We start from the raw sequence: 14,257 nt of genomic DNA, 5'->3' as shown, positions 1-14,257 counted from the left end.
GCTCGCCGGTGTGGGTGGTTGCGGCCGTTGTGCTGGCTGTGCGTGGTGCTGGGCCGGTGGCGGAGGTGCGGGCCGGTCGTGAGGTCCGCTGCAGTGGTGGGCGGCCGCCGCTTTCCCGGCTCGGTGCGAGTGGTGTCCGCGGTGCGGTCGTCGCTGCGTGTGCCTGGTTGGGGGCGGAACGCCTAGGCTGCTCCCATGAGCGTGCCATCCACCGATCTCGCTGCGACGCGGGCCTTCTTCGGGCCGCGGGCGGCGGCCTGGGAGCTGAAGTTCCCCGACGACGGGCCGCGCTACCGGCGTGCCGTCGCCGAGCTGGGCCCGCCGGTGGGTGGGGCGGTGGCCGACATCGCTTGCGGCACGGGGCGCGCGCTGCCGGAGTTGCGGGACGCAGTCGGTCCGGAAGGGACGGTCATCGGGGTCGATGTGACGCCCGAGATGCTCGCCGAGGCCACCGTGCGCGGGCGCCATCGCCTTGCGGCGCTGGTGCTCGGGGACGCGGTGCACCTTCCGTTGCGGTCCGGGGTGCTGGACGCGGTGTTCGCCGCGGGGCTCGTGTCGCACCTGGCCGATCCGGTGGCCGGGTTGCGGGAGCTGGCCCGGGTCTGCCGGCCGGGTGGGCGCCTCGCGTTGTTCCATCCGGTCGGGCGCGCGGCACTCGCGCGGCGGCAGGGCCGGGAGCTGACCCCGGAGGACCTGCGCGCCGAGCCGAACATCCGCGCCGCCCTCACCGCGGCCGGCTGGCGCCTCGACACCATCGACGACGGCGCGGACCGCTACCTGGTCCTGGCCACCGCGAAGGGGTGACCGCTCCGGGGCGCGTGACCACCCGGCACCGGGGACGCGCCGGTAGTGGGGGAGTCAGGTGGTGTGCTCGGCCGGCCGAACGGCCCGGCACCGCAGAAGCCGCTCAGCGGCGCGCCTGCGCCGGAGGCACCCCGTACCGCCGCCGGTAGGCGGCCGCGAAACGGCTGGCGCTCGAGAAGCCCCAGCGGGCCGCCACCTCGCTGACCGTGCACCCCGACGAAGCCAGGTCCGCGTCGGCGCGTTGCAGGCGGATTCCCAGCAGGTACTCGGTCGGGCTGCAGCCCACCCACTGCCGGAACCCCTCCTGCAGCCGCCGGACGCTGGTGCCCGCCACCTCCGCCATGTCGCCCGCCGTCCAGGCTCGTCCCGGGTCGTCGCGCAGCCGGTCCAGCACGCGGTTGATCGCCCGCGGGCGCGGCACCGGGCCCGCGCCCGCCTCGGGGCACCCGGCCAGCAGGAAACTCGCCGCCAGCGCACCCGCCAGCTGCTCCCGCACCACCTCCCCGAGCATCCCGGGCTCGTGCAGGTTCGCCGCCAGGCCGCCCACCAGCTGACGCCAAGCGCGGCCCTGCCCGGCGCCCAGTTCGAGCTGGTCGGGCAGCTCACCACGCAGCGTCACCCGGTCACCGCCCAGCACCCGCTCGGCCTCGCGGTCCAGCCACGCGCTGTCGAACTTCACGCCCAGCACCGTGCAGGTCGCGTCCCAGTGGCTGATCAGCGACGGCGTGTCGGCGCGGAACACCGTCGCCTGCCCGGCCACCGACACCACCGGCCCGTGCCTGCCACGGCTTTCCAGGTGCCCGGTCAGCGGCATGTTGACCTCGTACGCGCCCGGGTACTCACACCCGATCCGCACGTCGGCGCCCCACCCGACATGGCCCACCAGCACCGGGCCCAGGTCCAGCGTGCGCAGCGTCAGGCGCGGGTCGCGGCCACCGCCGAGCGGCCGCAGCTCGTGCGGGAAATAAGCCTCCGCCACCTTCCGGGAGGCCTGGTGCCAGTCCCGGGGCGGCGCACTACGCCGTGCGGGCATGCGCAGGAGGCTACCAGAGACGCACGTCACGAACCGGCCGCGCGATCCGTGCCGTCACCGCGCGAAGCGTGTCGCCGCGCGGGTCAGCGCTGCCTAGCCTCCCGTGTCATCCCGGACGACGATGTGGGAGGACACCGCGATGACGACGACCGAACGGCCCGACCTCGCCTGGCTCGACGAGGTCACCATGACGCAGCTCGAGCGCAACCCGTACGAGGTGTACGAGCGGCTGCGGGCGGAAGCTCCGCTCGCCTTCGTGCCCGTGCTGGGCTCCTACGTCGCCTCGACCGCCGAGGTCTGCCGCGAGGTCGCCACCAGCCCGGACTTCGAGGCCGTCATCACCCCGGCCGGCGGCCGCACCTTCGGGCACCCGGCGATCATCGGCGTCAACGGCGACATCCACGCCGACCTGCGCTCCATGGTCGAGCCCGCCCTGCAGCCCGCCGAGGTGGACCGCTGGATCGACGACCTGGTGCGGCCCATCGCGCGCCGCTACCTCGAGCGGTTCGAAAACGACGGGCACGCCGAACTGGTCGCGCAGTACTGCGAGCCGGTCAGCGTCCGCTCGCTCGGCGACTTGCTCGGCCTGCAGGACGTGGACTCCGACAAGCTGCGCGAGTGGTTCGCCAAGCTGAGCCGCTCGTTCACCAACGCCGCCGTCGACGAGAACGGCGAGTTCGCCAACCCCGAGGGCTTCGCCGAGGGCGACCAGGCCAAGGCCGAGATCCGCGCCGTGGTCGACCCGCTGATCGACCGGTGGATCGAGCACCCCGACGACAGCGCCATCTCGCACTGGCTGCACGACGGCATGCCGCCCGGCCAGACCCGCGACCGCGAGTACATCTACCCCACGATCTACGTCTACCTGCTCGGCGCGATGCAGGAACCCGGCCACGGCATGGCGTCCACTTTGGTCGGTCTGTTCAGCAGGCCCGAGCAGCTGGAAGAGGTCGTCGACGACCCGGCGCTGATCCCGCGGGCGATCTCGGAGGGGCTGCGGTGGACCTCGCCGATCTGGTCGGCCACCGCCCGCATCTCCACCAAACCGGTGACCGTCGCCGGGGTCGACCTGCCCGCCGGGACGCCGGTGATGCTGTCCTACGGCTCGGCCAACCACGACACCGGCAAGTACGAGGCCCCTTCGCGGTACGACCTGCACCGCCCGCCGCTGCCGCACCTGGCCTTCGGCGCCGGCAACCACGCGTGCGCGGGCATCTACTTCGCCAACCACGTCATGCGCATCGCGCTGGAGGAGCTGTTCGAGGCCATCCCGAACCTGGAGCGCGACACCCGCGAGGGCGTGGAGTTCTGGGGCTGGGGCTTCCGCGGCCCGACCTCGCTGCACGTCACCTGGGAGGTCTGAGGTGACGTTCGCGGTCAGCGTCGGCGGCAGGCGGGTCGAGTGCGCCCCCGGCCAGACCCTGCTCGAGGCGTTCCTGCGCGGCGGGGTGTGGATGCCCAACTCGTGCAACCAGGGCACCTGCGGCACGTGCAAGCTCAAGGTGCTCACCGGCGAGGTCGACCACGGCGCCGCGCCGGAGGACACCCTCAGCCCCGAGGAGCGCGCCGCGGGCCTGGCGCTGGCCTGCCAGGCCCGGCCGCTCGCCGACACGGAGGTCAGCAGCGCCGCCGACGCCGGGCGCGCCACGCACCCGCTGCGCGACCTGACGGCCACCGTGCTGGAGGTCGCCGACATCGCGCGGGACACCCGCCGGGTGCTGCTGGGCCTGTCCGAGCCGCTCGCGTTCGAGGCCGGGCAGTACGTCGAGCTGGTCGTGCCGGGCTCCGGTGCGCGGCGGCAGTACTCGCTGGCCAACACGGCCGACGAGGACAAGGTGCTGGAGCTGCACGTCCGGCGCGTGCCCGGCGGGATCGCCACCGACGGCTGGCTCTTCGGCGGGCTCGCCGCCGGGGACCGGGTGGAGGCGACCGGCCCGCTCGGCGACTTCCACCTGCCACCGGCGGAGGAGGACGACGGCGGCCCGATGGTGCTCATCGGGGGCGGCACCGGGCTGGCCCCGCTGGTCGGCATCGCCCGCACCGCGCTGGCGCGGCACCCGGAGCGGGAGGTGCTGCTGTACCACGGCGTGCGGGGCGCGGCGGACCTGTACGACCTCGGCCGGTTCGCCGAGATCGCCGGGCGGCACCCGGGTTTCCGGTTCGTGCCGGTGCTGTCGGACGAGCCGGATCCGGCGTACCGCGGCGGGTTCCCGACCGACGCGTTCGTCGAGGACGTGCCGAGCGGGCGCGGCTGGTCGGGGTGGCTGTGCGGCCCGCCGGCGATGGTGGAGGCGGGTGTGAAGGCCTTCAAGCGGCGCCGGATGTCGCCGAGGCGGATCCACCGGGAGAAGTTCACGCCGGCCTCGTGAGGGGTTCCAGGGTGACGGCCGTGGTGTCGCCCGGCTGGAGGCCCTCGGCTTCCCGGACGGCGCGCTTGACCGGCAGCACGTAGCAGCCGCGCGCCTTGTCCGGGAAGACCGAGGTCGTCCAGGTGGTCGCGCCGACGCGGACGCGCACCCGCACCGATCCGAAGCCCTGCCGGCTGCCTTCGGTGAGGTCGCTGATCTCGTCGGAGGCGCCGGCGGGCAGGCTCACGAACGTCCAGGTGTCGGCGCGCCGCACGTCCCACACCCACAGTTCGGCGTCGAAAGCGATGTTCACGCGGTCAGACTGCCACGGGGCACCGACAGTTTCGGGGCCGCGGCGCGCGGGCGATCGCTCAGGCCTTCGCGGGCAGGGCCCGGGCGTAGGACACGCCCCGTTCGACCCATTCGCCGAGCTGCTCGGGAGTCCGGACGGCGGCGGGGCCGACGCGCAGCCAGCCGCGCATCTCGCGCCCGCGCATCACCATCGGCTGCACGTCCCCGCCGAGGAGCCGCTCACCGTCGTCCGGCTCGACCCGCACGAGCAGCCCACCGCCGGAGGCCGCGGCGAGGGCCATGTTGCCGTGGACGAGGAACCCCAGCCCGCCGAACATCCGCTTCTCGCTCATGCCGTCCGCGCCGGACAGCAGATCCCGGACCCGGTCGGCGAGTTCGTGGTCGTAAGCCATGCCCGAGTATGGCCGGTGCGCCCCCGTGGCCGCCGGATGTGCGGCACGCGGGAGAACCGCACGGCCGGGCTTCGGTCGCGGCGGCAGATCGCCCCGGGACGGGCGTTCCGGCGTCCGCTCAGCGCGGGTCGACGCGCCGCGGGTCAGCGGCGGCGGGGCTTGCCGCGCCGGCCGCCTTTCGCCGCGCCCCGCGGCTGGTTCCGGCGCGGCGCGGGCTTGCGCTCCTCCGCGGGGCGCTTCGCCTTGGGTTGTTTCGGCATGGGTGGCCGGCCGCGCGTGCTGTTGACGGTCCGGCCGCGCACGATGCCGATGAACTGCTCCATCAGGTCGGTCGTCTCGTCTTCGAGCCAGGAGAGCGCGACGCGCGACTGCGGGGCGTCGGTCAGCGGCCGGTACGTCAGGTCGCGCCGGTGGTGCAGCCGGGCGAGCGACTGCGGCACCACCAGGACACCCACGCCGGCCGCGACGAGCTGGATCGCGTCGGCCGTCGTCGCGGGGCGCTCCAGCGCGGGCCGGCCCGGCGGGTGCTCCCAGCCGAGGGTGTCGTCGAGCGGGTGCAGCACCAGCTCGTCGGCCAGGTCCTCGCCGGTGACGTCGTCCGCGGCGGCCACCAGGTGGTCCTTCGGCACGACGACGACCGTCGTCTCGGTGTAGAGCGGGATGGCGTGCAGGCCGCTCCGGTCGGTCGGCAGGCGCAGCAGCACCGCGTCCACCGCCCGGTCGCGCACCCGGTCCGCCGCCTCCGCGGCGGTGACCTGCACCAGGTCCAGCGGGATGTCCGGCGTCCGCTCCTGCCAGATCCGCACCCACTTGCCGGGCGTCACCCCCGGGACGTACCCGAGGGTGAAGGAGGTCGGCTCTGTCACCACGCCAGGTTACCGGCCGTGACCGCGGTCGTTACCCTGGACCGCATGACGTCGCAGAAGACTCCCCAGACGATGAAGCCCGCGACGGCGGCCAAGAAGCTGGGCGTGTACCTGGAAGCCACCCCCGCGGAGTTCCAGGAGGGTGTCGTCTCGCGCGACGAGCTGAACGCCCTGCAGGCCGACCCGCCGGAGTGGCTGCGCGAACTGCGCCGCAACGGCCCGCACCCGCGGCCGGTGGTCGCGGCGAAGCTGGGCGTGTCCATCGGCGGGCTGGCCCGGGCCGGGATCACCGAGCCGCTCACCACCGAGCAGATCGACGCGCTGAAGGCCGAGAACCCCGAGTGGCTGCAGCACGAGCGCGCCACCCAGGCCGAGGTGCGCAAGGAGGCAGCGCGGCTGAAGAAGCAGAAGTAGGCGCCGCGGCCGGTCTCCCCGATACGGGAGGCCGGCTTTTTTCGCGCCCGTTGACGCAACCGTTCGGTTGCCATAGTGTGGCAACCAACGAGTTGCAACAGGAGGCGTCATGGCATTTCCGGATCGCATCGAGCGGGTCGTCGAGCTCGGCCACCCGCCGGAGACGGTGTGGGCCGCGCTGACCACCGCCGAGGGGCTGGGCACGTGGTTCGGCCAGAAGGCGTCGATCGACCTGCGGCCGGGCGGCGCGGCGGAGCTGAAGTGGGACGACGGGTCCCGCCAGGACCTGCGCATCGAGCGGGTCGAGGAGCCGCGCGTGTTCGGCTTCACCTGGCGGATCTACGGCCTGCCCGAGGACGACCCGCGCCGGACCTACGTCGAGTTCACCCTGGAACCGGCCGGGCGCGGCACGCGGCTGACCGTCGTGGAGACCGGCTTCGCCCAGCTGCCCGGTGGCGCGCACCGCGAAGCGTTCGACGGCAACAACCGAGGCTGGGCCCGTGAACTGGGCGAGCTGGCCGCCTACCTCGATGCGGCGTGACGCCGAGGCCGTCGCCGAGCAGGTCTTCGCCGCGCTGGCCGATCCGACGCGGCGGGCGATCCTCGCCGAGCTGGCCGCGCGGGGGCCGGCCACGGCCACCGACCTCGCCGGCCGGCTGCCGATCACCCGGCAGGGCGTCGCCAAGCACCTGGCCCTGCTCGCCGACGCCGGTCTCGTGACCGCCGAGCCGGGGGAGCGGCGCCGCGTCCGCTACCACCTCCGGCCGGCGCCGATGCAGGTGGCGCAACAGTTCCTCGCCGCACTGGCCCGCGACTGGGACGACCGGCTGGGGAAACTGCGCGATCACCTGGGAGGTACCGCATGATCGTCCGATGTGGAAGGTGGAGAATCCGATGAGGACACCCCCGATCGTCTCGCGGCCGGAGTGGGAGGCCGCGTGGCGGGAGCTCCTGGTGAAGGAAAAGGAGCTGACCCGCGCCAAGGACGCGATGGCCGCCGCGCGCCGCCGCATGCCGTGGACCGAGGTGGACCGGGAGTACCGGTTCGACGGGCCGGACGGCCCCACGACCCTGCTCGGCCTGTTCGACGGCCGCCGCCAGCTGATCGTCTACCGGGCGTTCCTCGAACCCGGCGTGCACGGCTGGCCCGGCCACGCGTGCGTCGGCTGCTCGATGGTGGCCGACCAGGTCGCGCACCCCGCCCACCTCAACGCCCGCGACACCACGCTGGTGTTCGCCTCGCGCGCGCCGCAACCGGACATCGAGCGGGTCAAGGCGCGGATGGGCTGGACGATGCCCTGGTACACCATCCTGGACGACTTCGACAGCGACTTCGGGGTGGCCGAGTACCACGGCACCAACGCCTTCATCCGCGACGGCGACCGCGTGTTCCGCACCTACTTCGTCAACAACCGCGGCGACGAGGCGATGGGCGGCACCTGGAGCTACCTCGACATCACCGCGCTCGGACGGCAGGAGACCTGGGAGGACTCACCCGAGGGCTACCCGCGCACGCCGCCCTACGAGTGGTGGCACTGGCACGACGACTACCCGGCCTGATCCGGTCGCGCGGGCAGGAGCGGCCGGCGCTCCCGACGGTGGGGTCGGAAACCTGCCAGACCGCCCGCGCCCCGGCTGCTGGACTGGTGCCCGGATGATCGACCACCAACCGGGCGAGGAGTCATGGCGGCAGCCACCACACACGACGCCGGACGCGGCGGCACCGGCGTTCACCCGCTTCCGGCGTGGCGGGGCCGCGTCGCCGTCCTGTCGGTGACGATGGGAATCTTCGTCATCGTCACCACCGAGATCCTGCCGATCGGCCTGCTGACGCCGATCGGCGCCGCGTTCGCCGTCTCGGACGGCACCACCGGCCTGATGATGACCATGCCGGGAATCCTGGCCGCGATCGCCGCCCCGGTCATCACCGTCGTGACCGCGCGCCTGGACCGCCGGCGGATGCTGTGCGCCTTCCTCGCGGTGCTGACGGTGGCGAACGTCGTCGCGGCCGCCGCGCCCGGCTACTGGGCCGTGCTGGTGTCGCGGGTCCTCGTCGGGGTCACCATCGGCGGGTTCTGGGCGATCGCGTCCGGGCTCGCCGAACGCCTCGTCCCGCCCCGGTCCGCGGCGCGGGCCACCGCGGTGATCTTCTCGGCGGTGCCCCTCGGTTCGGTGCTGGGCGTCCCGGCGGGAACCTTCCTCGGCGACCTCTCCGGCTGGCGCACCGCCTTCGTCGTCCTGGCGGTCCTCTCCGGCGCGGTGCTCGCGGCACTGGCCGTGGTCCTGCCCCCGCTGCCGCCGCTCCGGGCGACCAGCCGGGGCGTGCTGACCGCCGTGCTCGGCCGCCCGGGCACCCGCGCGGCCCTGCTGGTGACGGTCCTCGTGGTCCTGGCGCACTTCGGCGCCTACACCTACGTGCGGCCGTTCCTCGAGCAGGTGACGGAGGCGTCCCCGGCGGCCATCACGGTCGTGCTCCTGATCTACGGCACGGCCGGGATCGCCGGCAACTTCCTCGCCGGTGCCGGCCTCCCGCGGTATCCACGCGTGGTCTTCGGAGTGAGCGCGGGGCTGCTGGCGGCCGCGACCACGCTGCTCCCGCTCGCCGGGACCTCGCTCGCGGGCGCGGTGGCGCTCCTGGTCGCGTGGGGCCTGGCGTACGGGGCCGTTCCGGTCGCCTCGCACACGTGGTTCGCCCTGGCGGCACCCCGCGCGGCGGAAGCGGCCTCGGTCCTGTTCACCGCGTCCTTCCAGGCCACGATCGCTCTCGGCGCCCTCGCCGGTGGTTTCGTCGTGGACCGGAGTTCCGCCTCGGCCGTCATGGTGTGCGGCGGGCTCACCGCGGCTGCCGGTGTGGTGGCCATCGCGGCGGGGGGCGCGCGATCCCGCTCCAGCCCGGCATGATCGACGGCGGTGTCACGGGCTGAGGGTGCCCGCCTGGTCCGCGGTCTCCGCGTCGGCGTCGTCGTCGGCGACCCACTCCAGCAGGTCGCCCGGCTGGCAGCCGAGCACCCGGCACATGGCCTCCAGCGTGGAGAAGCGCACGGCCTTCGCGCGGCCGTTCTTCAGCACCGCGACGTTCGCCGGGGTGATGCCGACCCGCTCGGCGAACTCGCCGACGCTCATCTTGCGCTTGGCGAGCTGGACGTCGATGCGCACGACGATCGGCATCAGATCACCGCTTCCATGTCGGTCCGCAGCGTGGTGGCCTGCCGCAGCAGCGCGCGCATCACGACCATCAGCAGGCCCGCCACGGCGACCCCGACCACCATCAGGAACAGCAGCAGCGGGAGGCCGGGGTCGTCGGCGCGGAAGCCGACGTACAGGAACACCGCCACGAGCGCGAGCCACCCGGCGGCGATCGCCCCGACGATCACGTTGACCCACCGCATCGACCCCGCGCTGAAGATGCGGTCCTTCCGCACCATCGTCAGCAGCCGCCACATCGCCACGATCACCACCTGGACGCACAGCACCCAGAACACCGTGACGGCGGTGGCCGGCCACCGGAGGTGGGCGAGATCGGGGTTCTCCCGCGCCATGTGCGCGAACTGCCCGGGCAGCGACATCACCTGGAGCAGCACGAGGATCCCGAACAGCGCCACGAGGAGGATCCGGAGGAGGGGGACGACCCAGCGTTCAGCGAACATGCACCGAGTATCGCTCGATATCTATTGAAAATCAATTGGTTTCTGTCGACTGGTGGCACGTCGGTTACTCACTCACGCACTATTGACCCACATGGTGGGTTCATGTTCATATTGTGGCGAACAGTGCAACGTGGCACGAGCGACGGGACAACCGCATGTCAGACACGGCAACACTGATCAACACCGGGGTCACGGTCGCGGCCATCGTGGTGTTGATCGTCCGCTTCCGGCTCAACCCGGTCATCGCGCTGGTGCTCGGCTCCTGCTACCTGGGGCTGTCCACCGGGCTCGGCGTCGGCAAGACCGTGGAGGAGATCACCACCGGCTTCGGTGACGTGATGGCCGAGATCGGCCTGCTCATCGCGTTCGGCGTGCTCATCGGCGCCATCCTGCGCGATCTGCGGGCCATCGAACGCCTGGTGGACAAGCTGCTGACGGTGTTCGGCCCGCGCCGGATCCCGTACGCGATGGCCCTGACCATCGCCACTGTCCTGCAGTCGATCTTCCTCGACGTGCTGCTGGTGATCTCCGGTCCGCTGGCCAGGGGCATCGGCAAGCGGCTCGGGCCGCGCGGGGTCGCGCGCATGGCCACGGCGCTGGCGATCGCGCTGGAGTGCGGCATCGTGTTCACCGTTCCCGGCGTCGGCGCGCTGGCCCTGGCCGGCCTGCTGCACGTGCCGCTGGGCAAGTACCTGCTCTTCGGTCTCGTCGTGATCATCCCGACGGTGACGATCGCGATCGCGATCATGTCGGTGCTCTTCGCCCGCGGCTGGTGGGACCCGGCCAAGGACGAGATGGCCGACGAAGCCGTGGCACCGGAAGCGCCGCGGGGCGGCCCGGGCACCGTGGCCGCGCTCGACCTGCGCAAGCCGCCCGCCCTGCCGGTGGTGTTCAGCCCGCTGCTCGGCGCGCTCGTGCTGATCGCCACCGGCGCGGTGGCCGAGATGCTGGCGTGGTCGAACCCGGTCGTGGCGTTCCTGTCCAGCCCGGTGGTGGCGCTGCTGCTCGGGCTGGTCGGCACCTGCCTGATCGGGCGGCGGTACATGGGCCAGCCCGCGGTGGAGTCCGCGCTCGGCTCGGGCCTGCGCGACAGCGGGCAGATCCTGCTGCTCAACGGCGTCGGCGGATGCCTGGCCGCGGTGCTGGCCGCGGCCGGGCTCGGCGACATCCTCGGCAAGTACTTCTCCGCCAACACCTGGGCCCCGCTGCTGCTCGTGTGGCTGATGGCCGCGGTCCTGCACATCGCGGTCGGGTCGGTGACGATCTCCGCGATCACCTCGGCCGGCCTGCTCGCCCCGATCGCCCCGTCCCTCGGGCTGGACCCGGTCCTCATCGCGCTGGCCGCGGGCGCCGGATCGCTGTTCATGGTCCACCTGACCAGCAACACGTTCTGGCTGCTGCAATCGCTGCTCGGGCAGACGACGCGCGGCGCGCTGAAGACCGTCTCGGTCGGCGTCTCGGTCGCCTCCGTGGTGGCGCTGGGCCCGATCCTGGCCCTCAACCTCGTCCTCTAGACACGGAAAGGTTCCGATGGACACCGAACACGCACACCTGCCGCTGCGCGGGATCCGCGTCCTGGAGCTGGGCAACTACATCGCCGGGCCGACCGCCGCGCGGCTGCTGGCCGACCTGGGCGCCGAGGTGATCAAGGTCGAGCGGCCCGGCCGCGGCGACGAGCTGCGCGGCTGGCGGCTCTACGCGGGCACGGTGTCCATGCTGTTCCACACCGTCAACCGCAACAAGAAGTCCATCGCGGTCGACCTGCGGACCGCGGCGGGGCGGGACATCGTGCTCGGCCTCGTGCGCCGGTGCGACGTGGTGATCGAGAACTTCCGCCCCGGCACGCTGGAGAAGTGGGGCCTGGGACCGGCCGAGCTGGAACGGGCCAACCCGGACGTCGTGCTCGCGCGCATCTCGGCGTTCGGCCAGACCGGGCCGCTGGCCGGCCGGCCCGGGTTCGCCGCGGTGGCCGAGGCGATGGGCGGACTGCGCAACCTGGTGGGGGAGGCCGACCGGCCGCCGTCGCGGGTCGGGGTGTCCATCGGGGACTCGATCGCCGGGCTGTACGCCGCGTTCGGGGTGATGGTCGAGCTGTACGAGCGCGCCGTGCTGCCGAAACGGCGGCCGCTGCGTGAGCGGGTGGTCGACGTCGCGCTGCACGAGGCGGTGTTCTCGATGATGGAGTCGCTCGTGCCGGACCACCTCGCCTACGGGGTCGAGCGGCAGCGCGTGGGCGGGCGGATGGAGGGCATCGCGCCCAGCAACGCCTACGAGTGCGGCGACGGCACCAGCGTGGTGATCGCGGGCAACGGCGACTCGATCTTCCGCCGTTGCATGCTCGCCATCGGCCGCCCCGACCTCGCCGGCGACCCTGGGCTGGCGGACAACGCGGGCCGCTGGGCGCGGCGCGACGAGCTGGACGAGGCGATCGGGGAGTGGACCCGCGGCCGCGACCGGGACGAGGTGCTGAAGGTCCTCGACGAGGCCGGGGTGCCGGCCGGCCCGATCTACACGGCCGCCGACATCTGCGCCGACGAGCAGTACCGCGCCCGGGCGATGATCCAGCCGCTGCCCGTCGACCCGGGCACGGGGGAGGAGGTGCCGATCGGGTTCCCCGGGGTCGTGCCGGTGATCGGCACCGAGTCGCTGCCGCTGCGCACCCCGGGGCCGGAGCTCGGCGAGCACACCGCGGAGATCCTGCGCCTGCTGGGCCGGAAGGAGGCCGGGAATGACTGATCTGCGGGACGTGACGTTGCGGGACGGCCTGCAGCTGACCGGGAAACCGCTGCCGACCGCACGCAAGGTCGCGGTGATCCGGGAGCTGCTGGCCGCCGGGGTGCCCAGCATCGAGATCGGTTCGATGGCGCGCCCGGACCTGGTGCCGCCGCTGGCCGACACGCTCGACGTGATCCGGTTGCTGGAACCCGGAGAGCTGGCGCGCTGCTGGGTGTGGGTCGCCACGCCGCGGCACGTCGAACGCGCCGGGGAGGCCGGTGCGGTGAACTTCCAGTACTGCCTGTCCGCATCCGATGCGCACAACCGCGCCAACCTCGGACGCTCCACTGAGGACAGTCTCGCGGCGATGCCCCGTGCGGCGTCGGCGGCGGCCGCCGCCGGTGGCCGTATCCAGCTGTGCATCGCCACGTCGTTCACCTGCCCGTTCGACGGCGCGGTGCCGGAGGATCGGGTGCTGGCGATCGCGCGCGACCCGCGGGCCCAGGGCGCCGGGGACATCGTGCTGTGCGACACCCTGGGACAGGCCGTGCCCGCGCAGGTGACCAGCCTGGTCGCCCGGGTGGCGGCGGAGACGCCGCCGCGCCGCATCGTCTACCACGGGCACGACACGTGGGGCCTGGGGGTGGCGAACACGCTGGCCGCCATCGCGGCCGGGGCGTCCGAAGTGGATGGTGCGCTGGGCGGGCTCGGCGGGTGCCCCTTCGCGCCCGGCGCCAGTGGGAACGCGTCCACTGAGGACCTGCTCTTCGCGGTGCGGCCGCCGTGGCTCACGCCGTCGTCGTTCGCGCGGATCGTGCGGTTGTCCGGCGATCTGCTGGACGAGCTGGGGGAGCCGAACCGGTCGCGGGCCGCGCAGGGGGCCCGCACGAGCGCGACGGCGTTCCCGTGGGCGATCGGCGAGCGGCTCAGCCCGGGTGGCGGCCGCCCAGCGCGCGGGTGATCCGTTCCGCGTGTTCGACCAGCACGTCCACCCAGTCCAGGCACTTCTCGTACGGCATGCGCATCGTCGGGCCGCTCACCACCAGCGCGCCGACCAGGTCGGCCGCCGAGTCGAACACCGGCGCGGCCAGGCCCGAGGCGCCGTCCACGCGCTCGCCGACCGTGATCGCGTAGCCGTCGGCCGCGGTCTGCTTGATCAGGCGCCGCAGCTCGTCCCGGTCGGTCACCGTGCTCTCGGTCAGCTGGGGCAGGTCCTCCCGCAGCACCTCCTCGGCCAGCCCCGGCGACCACGCCAGCAGCACGCGCCCCGGCGACCCGACCGTGATCGGCGCGATCTTGCCGACCGACATCTCCCGCCGCAGCGCGTGCCGCGTCTGCGCGACCGCGATGCACACCCGGTGGTGCCCCTCCGCGCGGAAGAAGCACGCCGTCTCGCCGGTCGCGTCGCGCAGGTCCTTCAGCACCGGGTTCACCACCGACAGCACGTCGAGGTCCTTGCCCGCCGCCGCGCCCCAGTAGGCCATCCGCACCCCGAGCCGGAACCCGTCCCCGGCGCGGTCGAGGAAACCGTGCGCGACCAGGTTCGTCACCAGCCGCTGCACCGTCGACTGCGGCAGCCCCGTCTTCTGCTGCAGCTCCCGCAGCGTGAGCGAGGGCTGGTGCAGGGTGAACGCGTCCAGGATGTCGACGATCTTGCCCAGCACGAGCAGCGGACGCGGACCGCCCTCGCCGTCCGCCCTGCGCTCGTCCGCGGTGCCCATACGCC

18 protein-coding genes are annotated in these 14,257 nt (G+C 73.3%); 11 read left to right on the top strand and 7 right to left on the bottom strand.

The features are described from left to right. The first annotated feature begins 195 nt into the window (after window positions 1-195). The gene (locus L1857_RS21070; RefSeq protein ID WP_116109642.1) at window positions 196-804 is read left to right on the top strand and encodes a class I SAM-dependent methyltransferase; all 609 of its coding nucleotides are present in this window, start codon (window positions 196-198) and stop codon (window positions 802-804) included. A gap of 103 nt (window positions 805-907) precedes the next feature. Here the strand turns inward: L1857_RS21070 and L1857_RS21065 are convergent, their stop codons facing one another. Beyond that, on the bottom strand, window positions 908-1,837 hold the full coding sequence (locus L1857_RS21065) for an AraC family transcriptional regulator (RefSeq protein WP_094002784.1): 930 nt from the start codon (window positions 1,835-1,837) through the stop codon (window positions 908-910). A 139-nt stretch (window positions 1,838-1,976) separates the two neighbouring features. On the opposite strand from L1857_RS21065, the gene L1857_RS21060 reads away from it, so the two are divergent. After that, on the top strand, window positions 1,977-3,200 hold the full coding sequence (locus tag L1857_RS21060) for a cytochrome P450 (RefSeq protein ID WP_094002860.1): 1,224 nt from the start codon (window positions 1,977-1,979) through the stop codon (window positions 3,198-3,200). Between the two features lies 1 nt (window position 3,201). Next, on the top strand, window positions 3,202-4,206 hold the full coding sequence (locus L1857_RS21055; RefSeq protein WP_116109641.1) for a 2Fe-2S iron-sulfur cluster-binding protein: 1,005 nt from the start codon (window positions 3,202-3,204) through the stop codon (window positions 4,204-4,206). Here L1857_RS21055 and L1857_RS21050 read toward each other — a convergent pair. The 3 genes from L1857_RS21050 to L1857_RS21040 all read right to left on the bottom strand — a co-directional run bounded on the left by L1857_RS21050 (window position 4,190) and on the right by L1857_RS21040 (window position 5,755). Next, window positions 4,190-4,498, bottom strand: a complete 309-nt coding sequence (locus L1857_RS21050; RefSeq protein ID WP_116109640.1) for a DUF1905 domain-containing protein — start codon at window positions 4,496-4,498, stop codon at window positions 4,190-4,192. The two genes, L1857_RS21055 and L1857_RS21050, sit on opposite strands and share 17 nt — an antisense overlap. Before the next feature lie 58 nt (window positions 4,499-4,556). Continuing rightward, window positions 4,557-4,889, bottom strand: coding sequence for a TfoX/Sxy family protein (locus tag L1857_RS21045; RefSeq protein ID WP_094002861.1), 333 nt, complete (start codon window positions 4,887-4,889; stop codon window positions 4,557-4,559). A 143-nt stretch (window positions 4,890-5,032) separates the two neighbouring features. Continuing rightward, window positions 5,033-5,755, bottom strand: a complete 723-nt coding sequence (locus L1857_RS21040) for a LysR substrate-binding domain-containing protein (protein ID WP_233156991.1) — start codon at window positions 5,753-5,755, stop codon at window positions 5,033-5,035. 45 nt (window positions 5,756-5,800) lie between these two features. Here L1857_RS21040 and L1857_RS21035 point away from each other — a divergent pair, with 45 nt between their 5' ends. From L1857_RS21035 to L1857_RS21015, 5 genes are all read left to right on the top strand, one after another. Continuing rightward, entirely contained in the window at window positions 5,801-6,169 is a 369-nt protein-coding gene (locus tag L1857_RS21035) for a DUF5997 family protein (protein ID WP_094002862.1), read from the top strand. A gap of 109 nt (window positions 6,170-6,278) precedes the next feature. After that, a complete protein-coding gene (locus tag L1857_RS21030) occupies window positions 6,279-6,710 on the top strand; it encodes an SRPBCC domain-containing protein (protein ID WP_116109638.1) in 432 nt (143 codons plus the stop codon). After that, window positions 6,700-7,035 (top strand): ArsR/SmtB family transcription factor, encoded by a 336-nt coding sequence (locus L1857_RS21025; RefSeq protein ID WP_094002789.1) that lies wholly within the window; start codon window positions 6,700-6,702, stop codon window positions 7,033-7,035. Before L1857_RS21030 ends, L1857_RS21025 begins: the two co-directional genes overlap by 11 nt. Window positions 7,036-7,063: 28 nt before the next feature. After that, complete coding sequence (locus tag L1857_RS21020) at window positions 7,064-7,729, top strand: DUF899 domain-containing protein (RefSeq protein ID WP_094002863.1); 666 nt, start codon at window positions 7,064-7,066, stop codon at window positions 7,727-7,729. Between the two features lie 123 nt (window positions 7,730-7,852). Then, complete coding sequence (locus L1857_RS21015; protein WP_116109637.1) at window positions 7,853-9,070, top strand: MFS transporter; 1,218 nt, start codon at window positions 7,853-7,855, stop codon at window positions 9,068-9,070. A 12-nt stretch (window positions 9,071-9,082) separates the two neighbouring features. On the opposite strand, the gene L1857_RS21010 is transcribed toward L1857_RS21015, so the two are convergent. Next, entirely contained in the window at window positions 9,083-9,337 is a 255-nt protein-coding gene (locus tag L1857_RS21010; protein ID WP_094002791.1) for a helix-turn-helix domain-containing protein, read from the bottom strand. After that, entirely contained in the window at window positions 9,337-9,816 is a 480-nt protein-coding gene (locus L1857_RS21005; protein WP_116109636.1) for a DUF2975 domain-containing protein, read from the bottom strand. Before L1857_RS21005 ends, L1857_RS21010 begins: the two co-directional genes overlap by 1 nt. A 155-nt stretch (window positions 9,817-9,971) precedes the next feature. Between L1857_RS21005 and L1857_RS21000 the strand changes: the two genes are divergently transcribed. From L1857_RS21000 to L1857_RS20990, 3 genes are read left to right on the top strand one after another with little or no spacing between them, the layout of a single operon-like run. Further along, window positions 9,972-11,330, top strand: a complete 1,359-nt coding sequence (locus tag L1857_RS21000; protein WP_116109635.1) for a GntP family permease — start codon at window positions 9,972-9,974, stop codon at window positions 11,328-11,330. A gap of 16 nt (window positions 11,331-11,346) precedes the next feature. Then, window positions 11,347-12,552, top strand: a complete 1,206-nt coding sequence (locus tag L1857_RS20995) for a CaiB/BaiF CoA transferase family protein (RefSeq protein ID WP_094002794.1) — start codon at window positions 11,347-11,349, stop codon at window positions 12,550-12,552. Further along, on the top strand, window positions 12,545-13,492 hold the full coding sequence (locus L1857_RS20990) for a beta/alpha barrel domain-containing protein (RefSeq protein WP_116109634.1): 948 nt from the start codon (window positions 12,545-12,547) through the stop codon (window positions 13,490-13,492). The genes L1857_RS20995 and L1857_RS20990 overlap by 8 nt, the downstream gene beginning before the upstream one ends. Here the strand turns inward: L1857_RS20990 and L1857_RS20985 are convergent. Further along, the gene (locus tag L1857_RS20985) at window positions 13,458-14,252 is read right to left on the bottom strand and encodes an IclR family transcriptional regulator (protein WP_094002796.1); all 795 of its coding nucleotides are present in this window, start codon (window positions 14,250-14,252) and stop codon (window positions 13,458-13,460) included. The two genes, L1857_RS20990 and L1857_RS20985, sit on opposite strands and share 35 nt — an antisense overlap. Between the last annotated feature and the right edge of the window lie 5 nt (window positions 14,253-14,257).

The sequence above is a fragment of the Amycolatopsis thermalba genome (genome assembly GCF_023376025.1).
Classification (GTDB): Bacteria; Actinomycetota; Actinomycetes; order Mycobacteriales; family Pseudonocardiaceae; genus Amycolatopsis_E; species Amycolatopsis_E thermalba.
Note: the sequence above shows the minus strand (reverse complement) of the source record. Positions and strands in the feature narration are given on the sequence as shown.

What these genes read in the sequence shown, in the direction of transcription:
- L1857_RS21045 (WP_094002861.1), bottom strand. Translation starts at nt 4,889, where the DNA reads ATGGCTTACGACCACGAACTCGCCGACCGGGTCCGGGATCTGCTGTCC.
- L1857_RS20995 (WP_094002794.1), top strand. Translation starts at nt 11,347, where the DNA reads ATGGACACCGAACACGCACACCTGCCGCTGCGCGGGATCCGCGTCCTG.
- L1857_RS21000 (WP_116109635.1), top strand. Translation starts at nt 9,972, where the DNA reads ATGTCAGACACGGCAACACTGATCAACACCGGGGTCACGGTCGCGGCC.
- L1857_RS20990 (WP_116109634.1), top strand. Translation starts at nt 12,545, where the DNA reads ATGACTGATCTGCGGGACGTGACGTTGCGGGACGGCCTGCAGCTGACC.
- L1857_RS21025 (WP_094002789.1), top strand. Translation starts at nt 6,700, where the DNA reads ATGCGGCGTGACGCCGAGGCCGTCGCCGAGCAGGTCTTCGCCGCGCTG.
- L1857_RS21010 (WP_094002791.1), bottom strand. Translation starts at nt 9,337, where the DNA reads ATGCCGATCGTCGTGCGCATCGACGTCCAGCTCGCCAAGCGCAAGATG.
- L1857_RS21015 (WP_116109637.1), top strand. Translation starts at nt 7,853, where the DNA reads ATGGCGGCAGCCACCACACACGACGCCGGACGCGGCGGCACCGGCGTT.
- L1857_RS21065 (WP_094002784.1), bottom strand. Translation starts at nt 1,837, where the DNA reads ATGCCCGCACGGCGTAGTGCGCCGCCCCGGGACTGGCACCAGGCCTCC.
- L1857_RS21005 (WP_116109636.1), bottom strand. Translation starts at nt 9,816, where the DNA reads ATGTTCGCTGAACGCTGGGTCGTCCCCCTCCTCCGGATCCTCCTCGTG.
- L1857_RS20985 (WP_094002796.1), bottom strand. Translation starts at nt 14,252, where the DNA reads ATGGGCACCGCGGACGAGCGCAGGGCGGACGGCGAGGGCGGTCCGCGT.
- L1857_RS21070 (WP_116109642.1), top strand. Translation starts at nt 196, where the DNA reads ATGAGCGTGCCATCCACCGATCTCGCTGCGACGCGGGCCTTCTTCGGG.
- L1857_RS21020 (WP_094002863.1), top strand. Translation starts at nt 7,064, where the DNA reads ATGAGGACACCCCCGATCGTCTCGCGGCCGGAGTGGGAGGCCGCGTGG.
- L1857_RS21030 (WP_116109638.1), top strand. Translation starts at nt 6,279, where the DNA reads ATGGCATTTCCGGATCGCATCGAGCGGGTCGTCGAGCTCGGCCACCCG.
- L1857_RS21060 (WP_094002860.1), top strand. Translation starts at nt 1,977, where the DNA reads ATGACGACGACCGAACGGCCCGACCTCGCCTGGCTCGACGAGGTCACC.
- L1857_RS21035 (WP_094002862.1), top strand. Translation starts at nt 5,801, where the DNA reads ATGACGTCGCAGAAGACTCCCCAGACGATGAAGCCCGCGACGGCGGCC.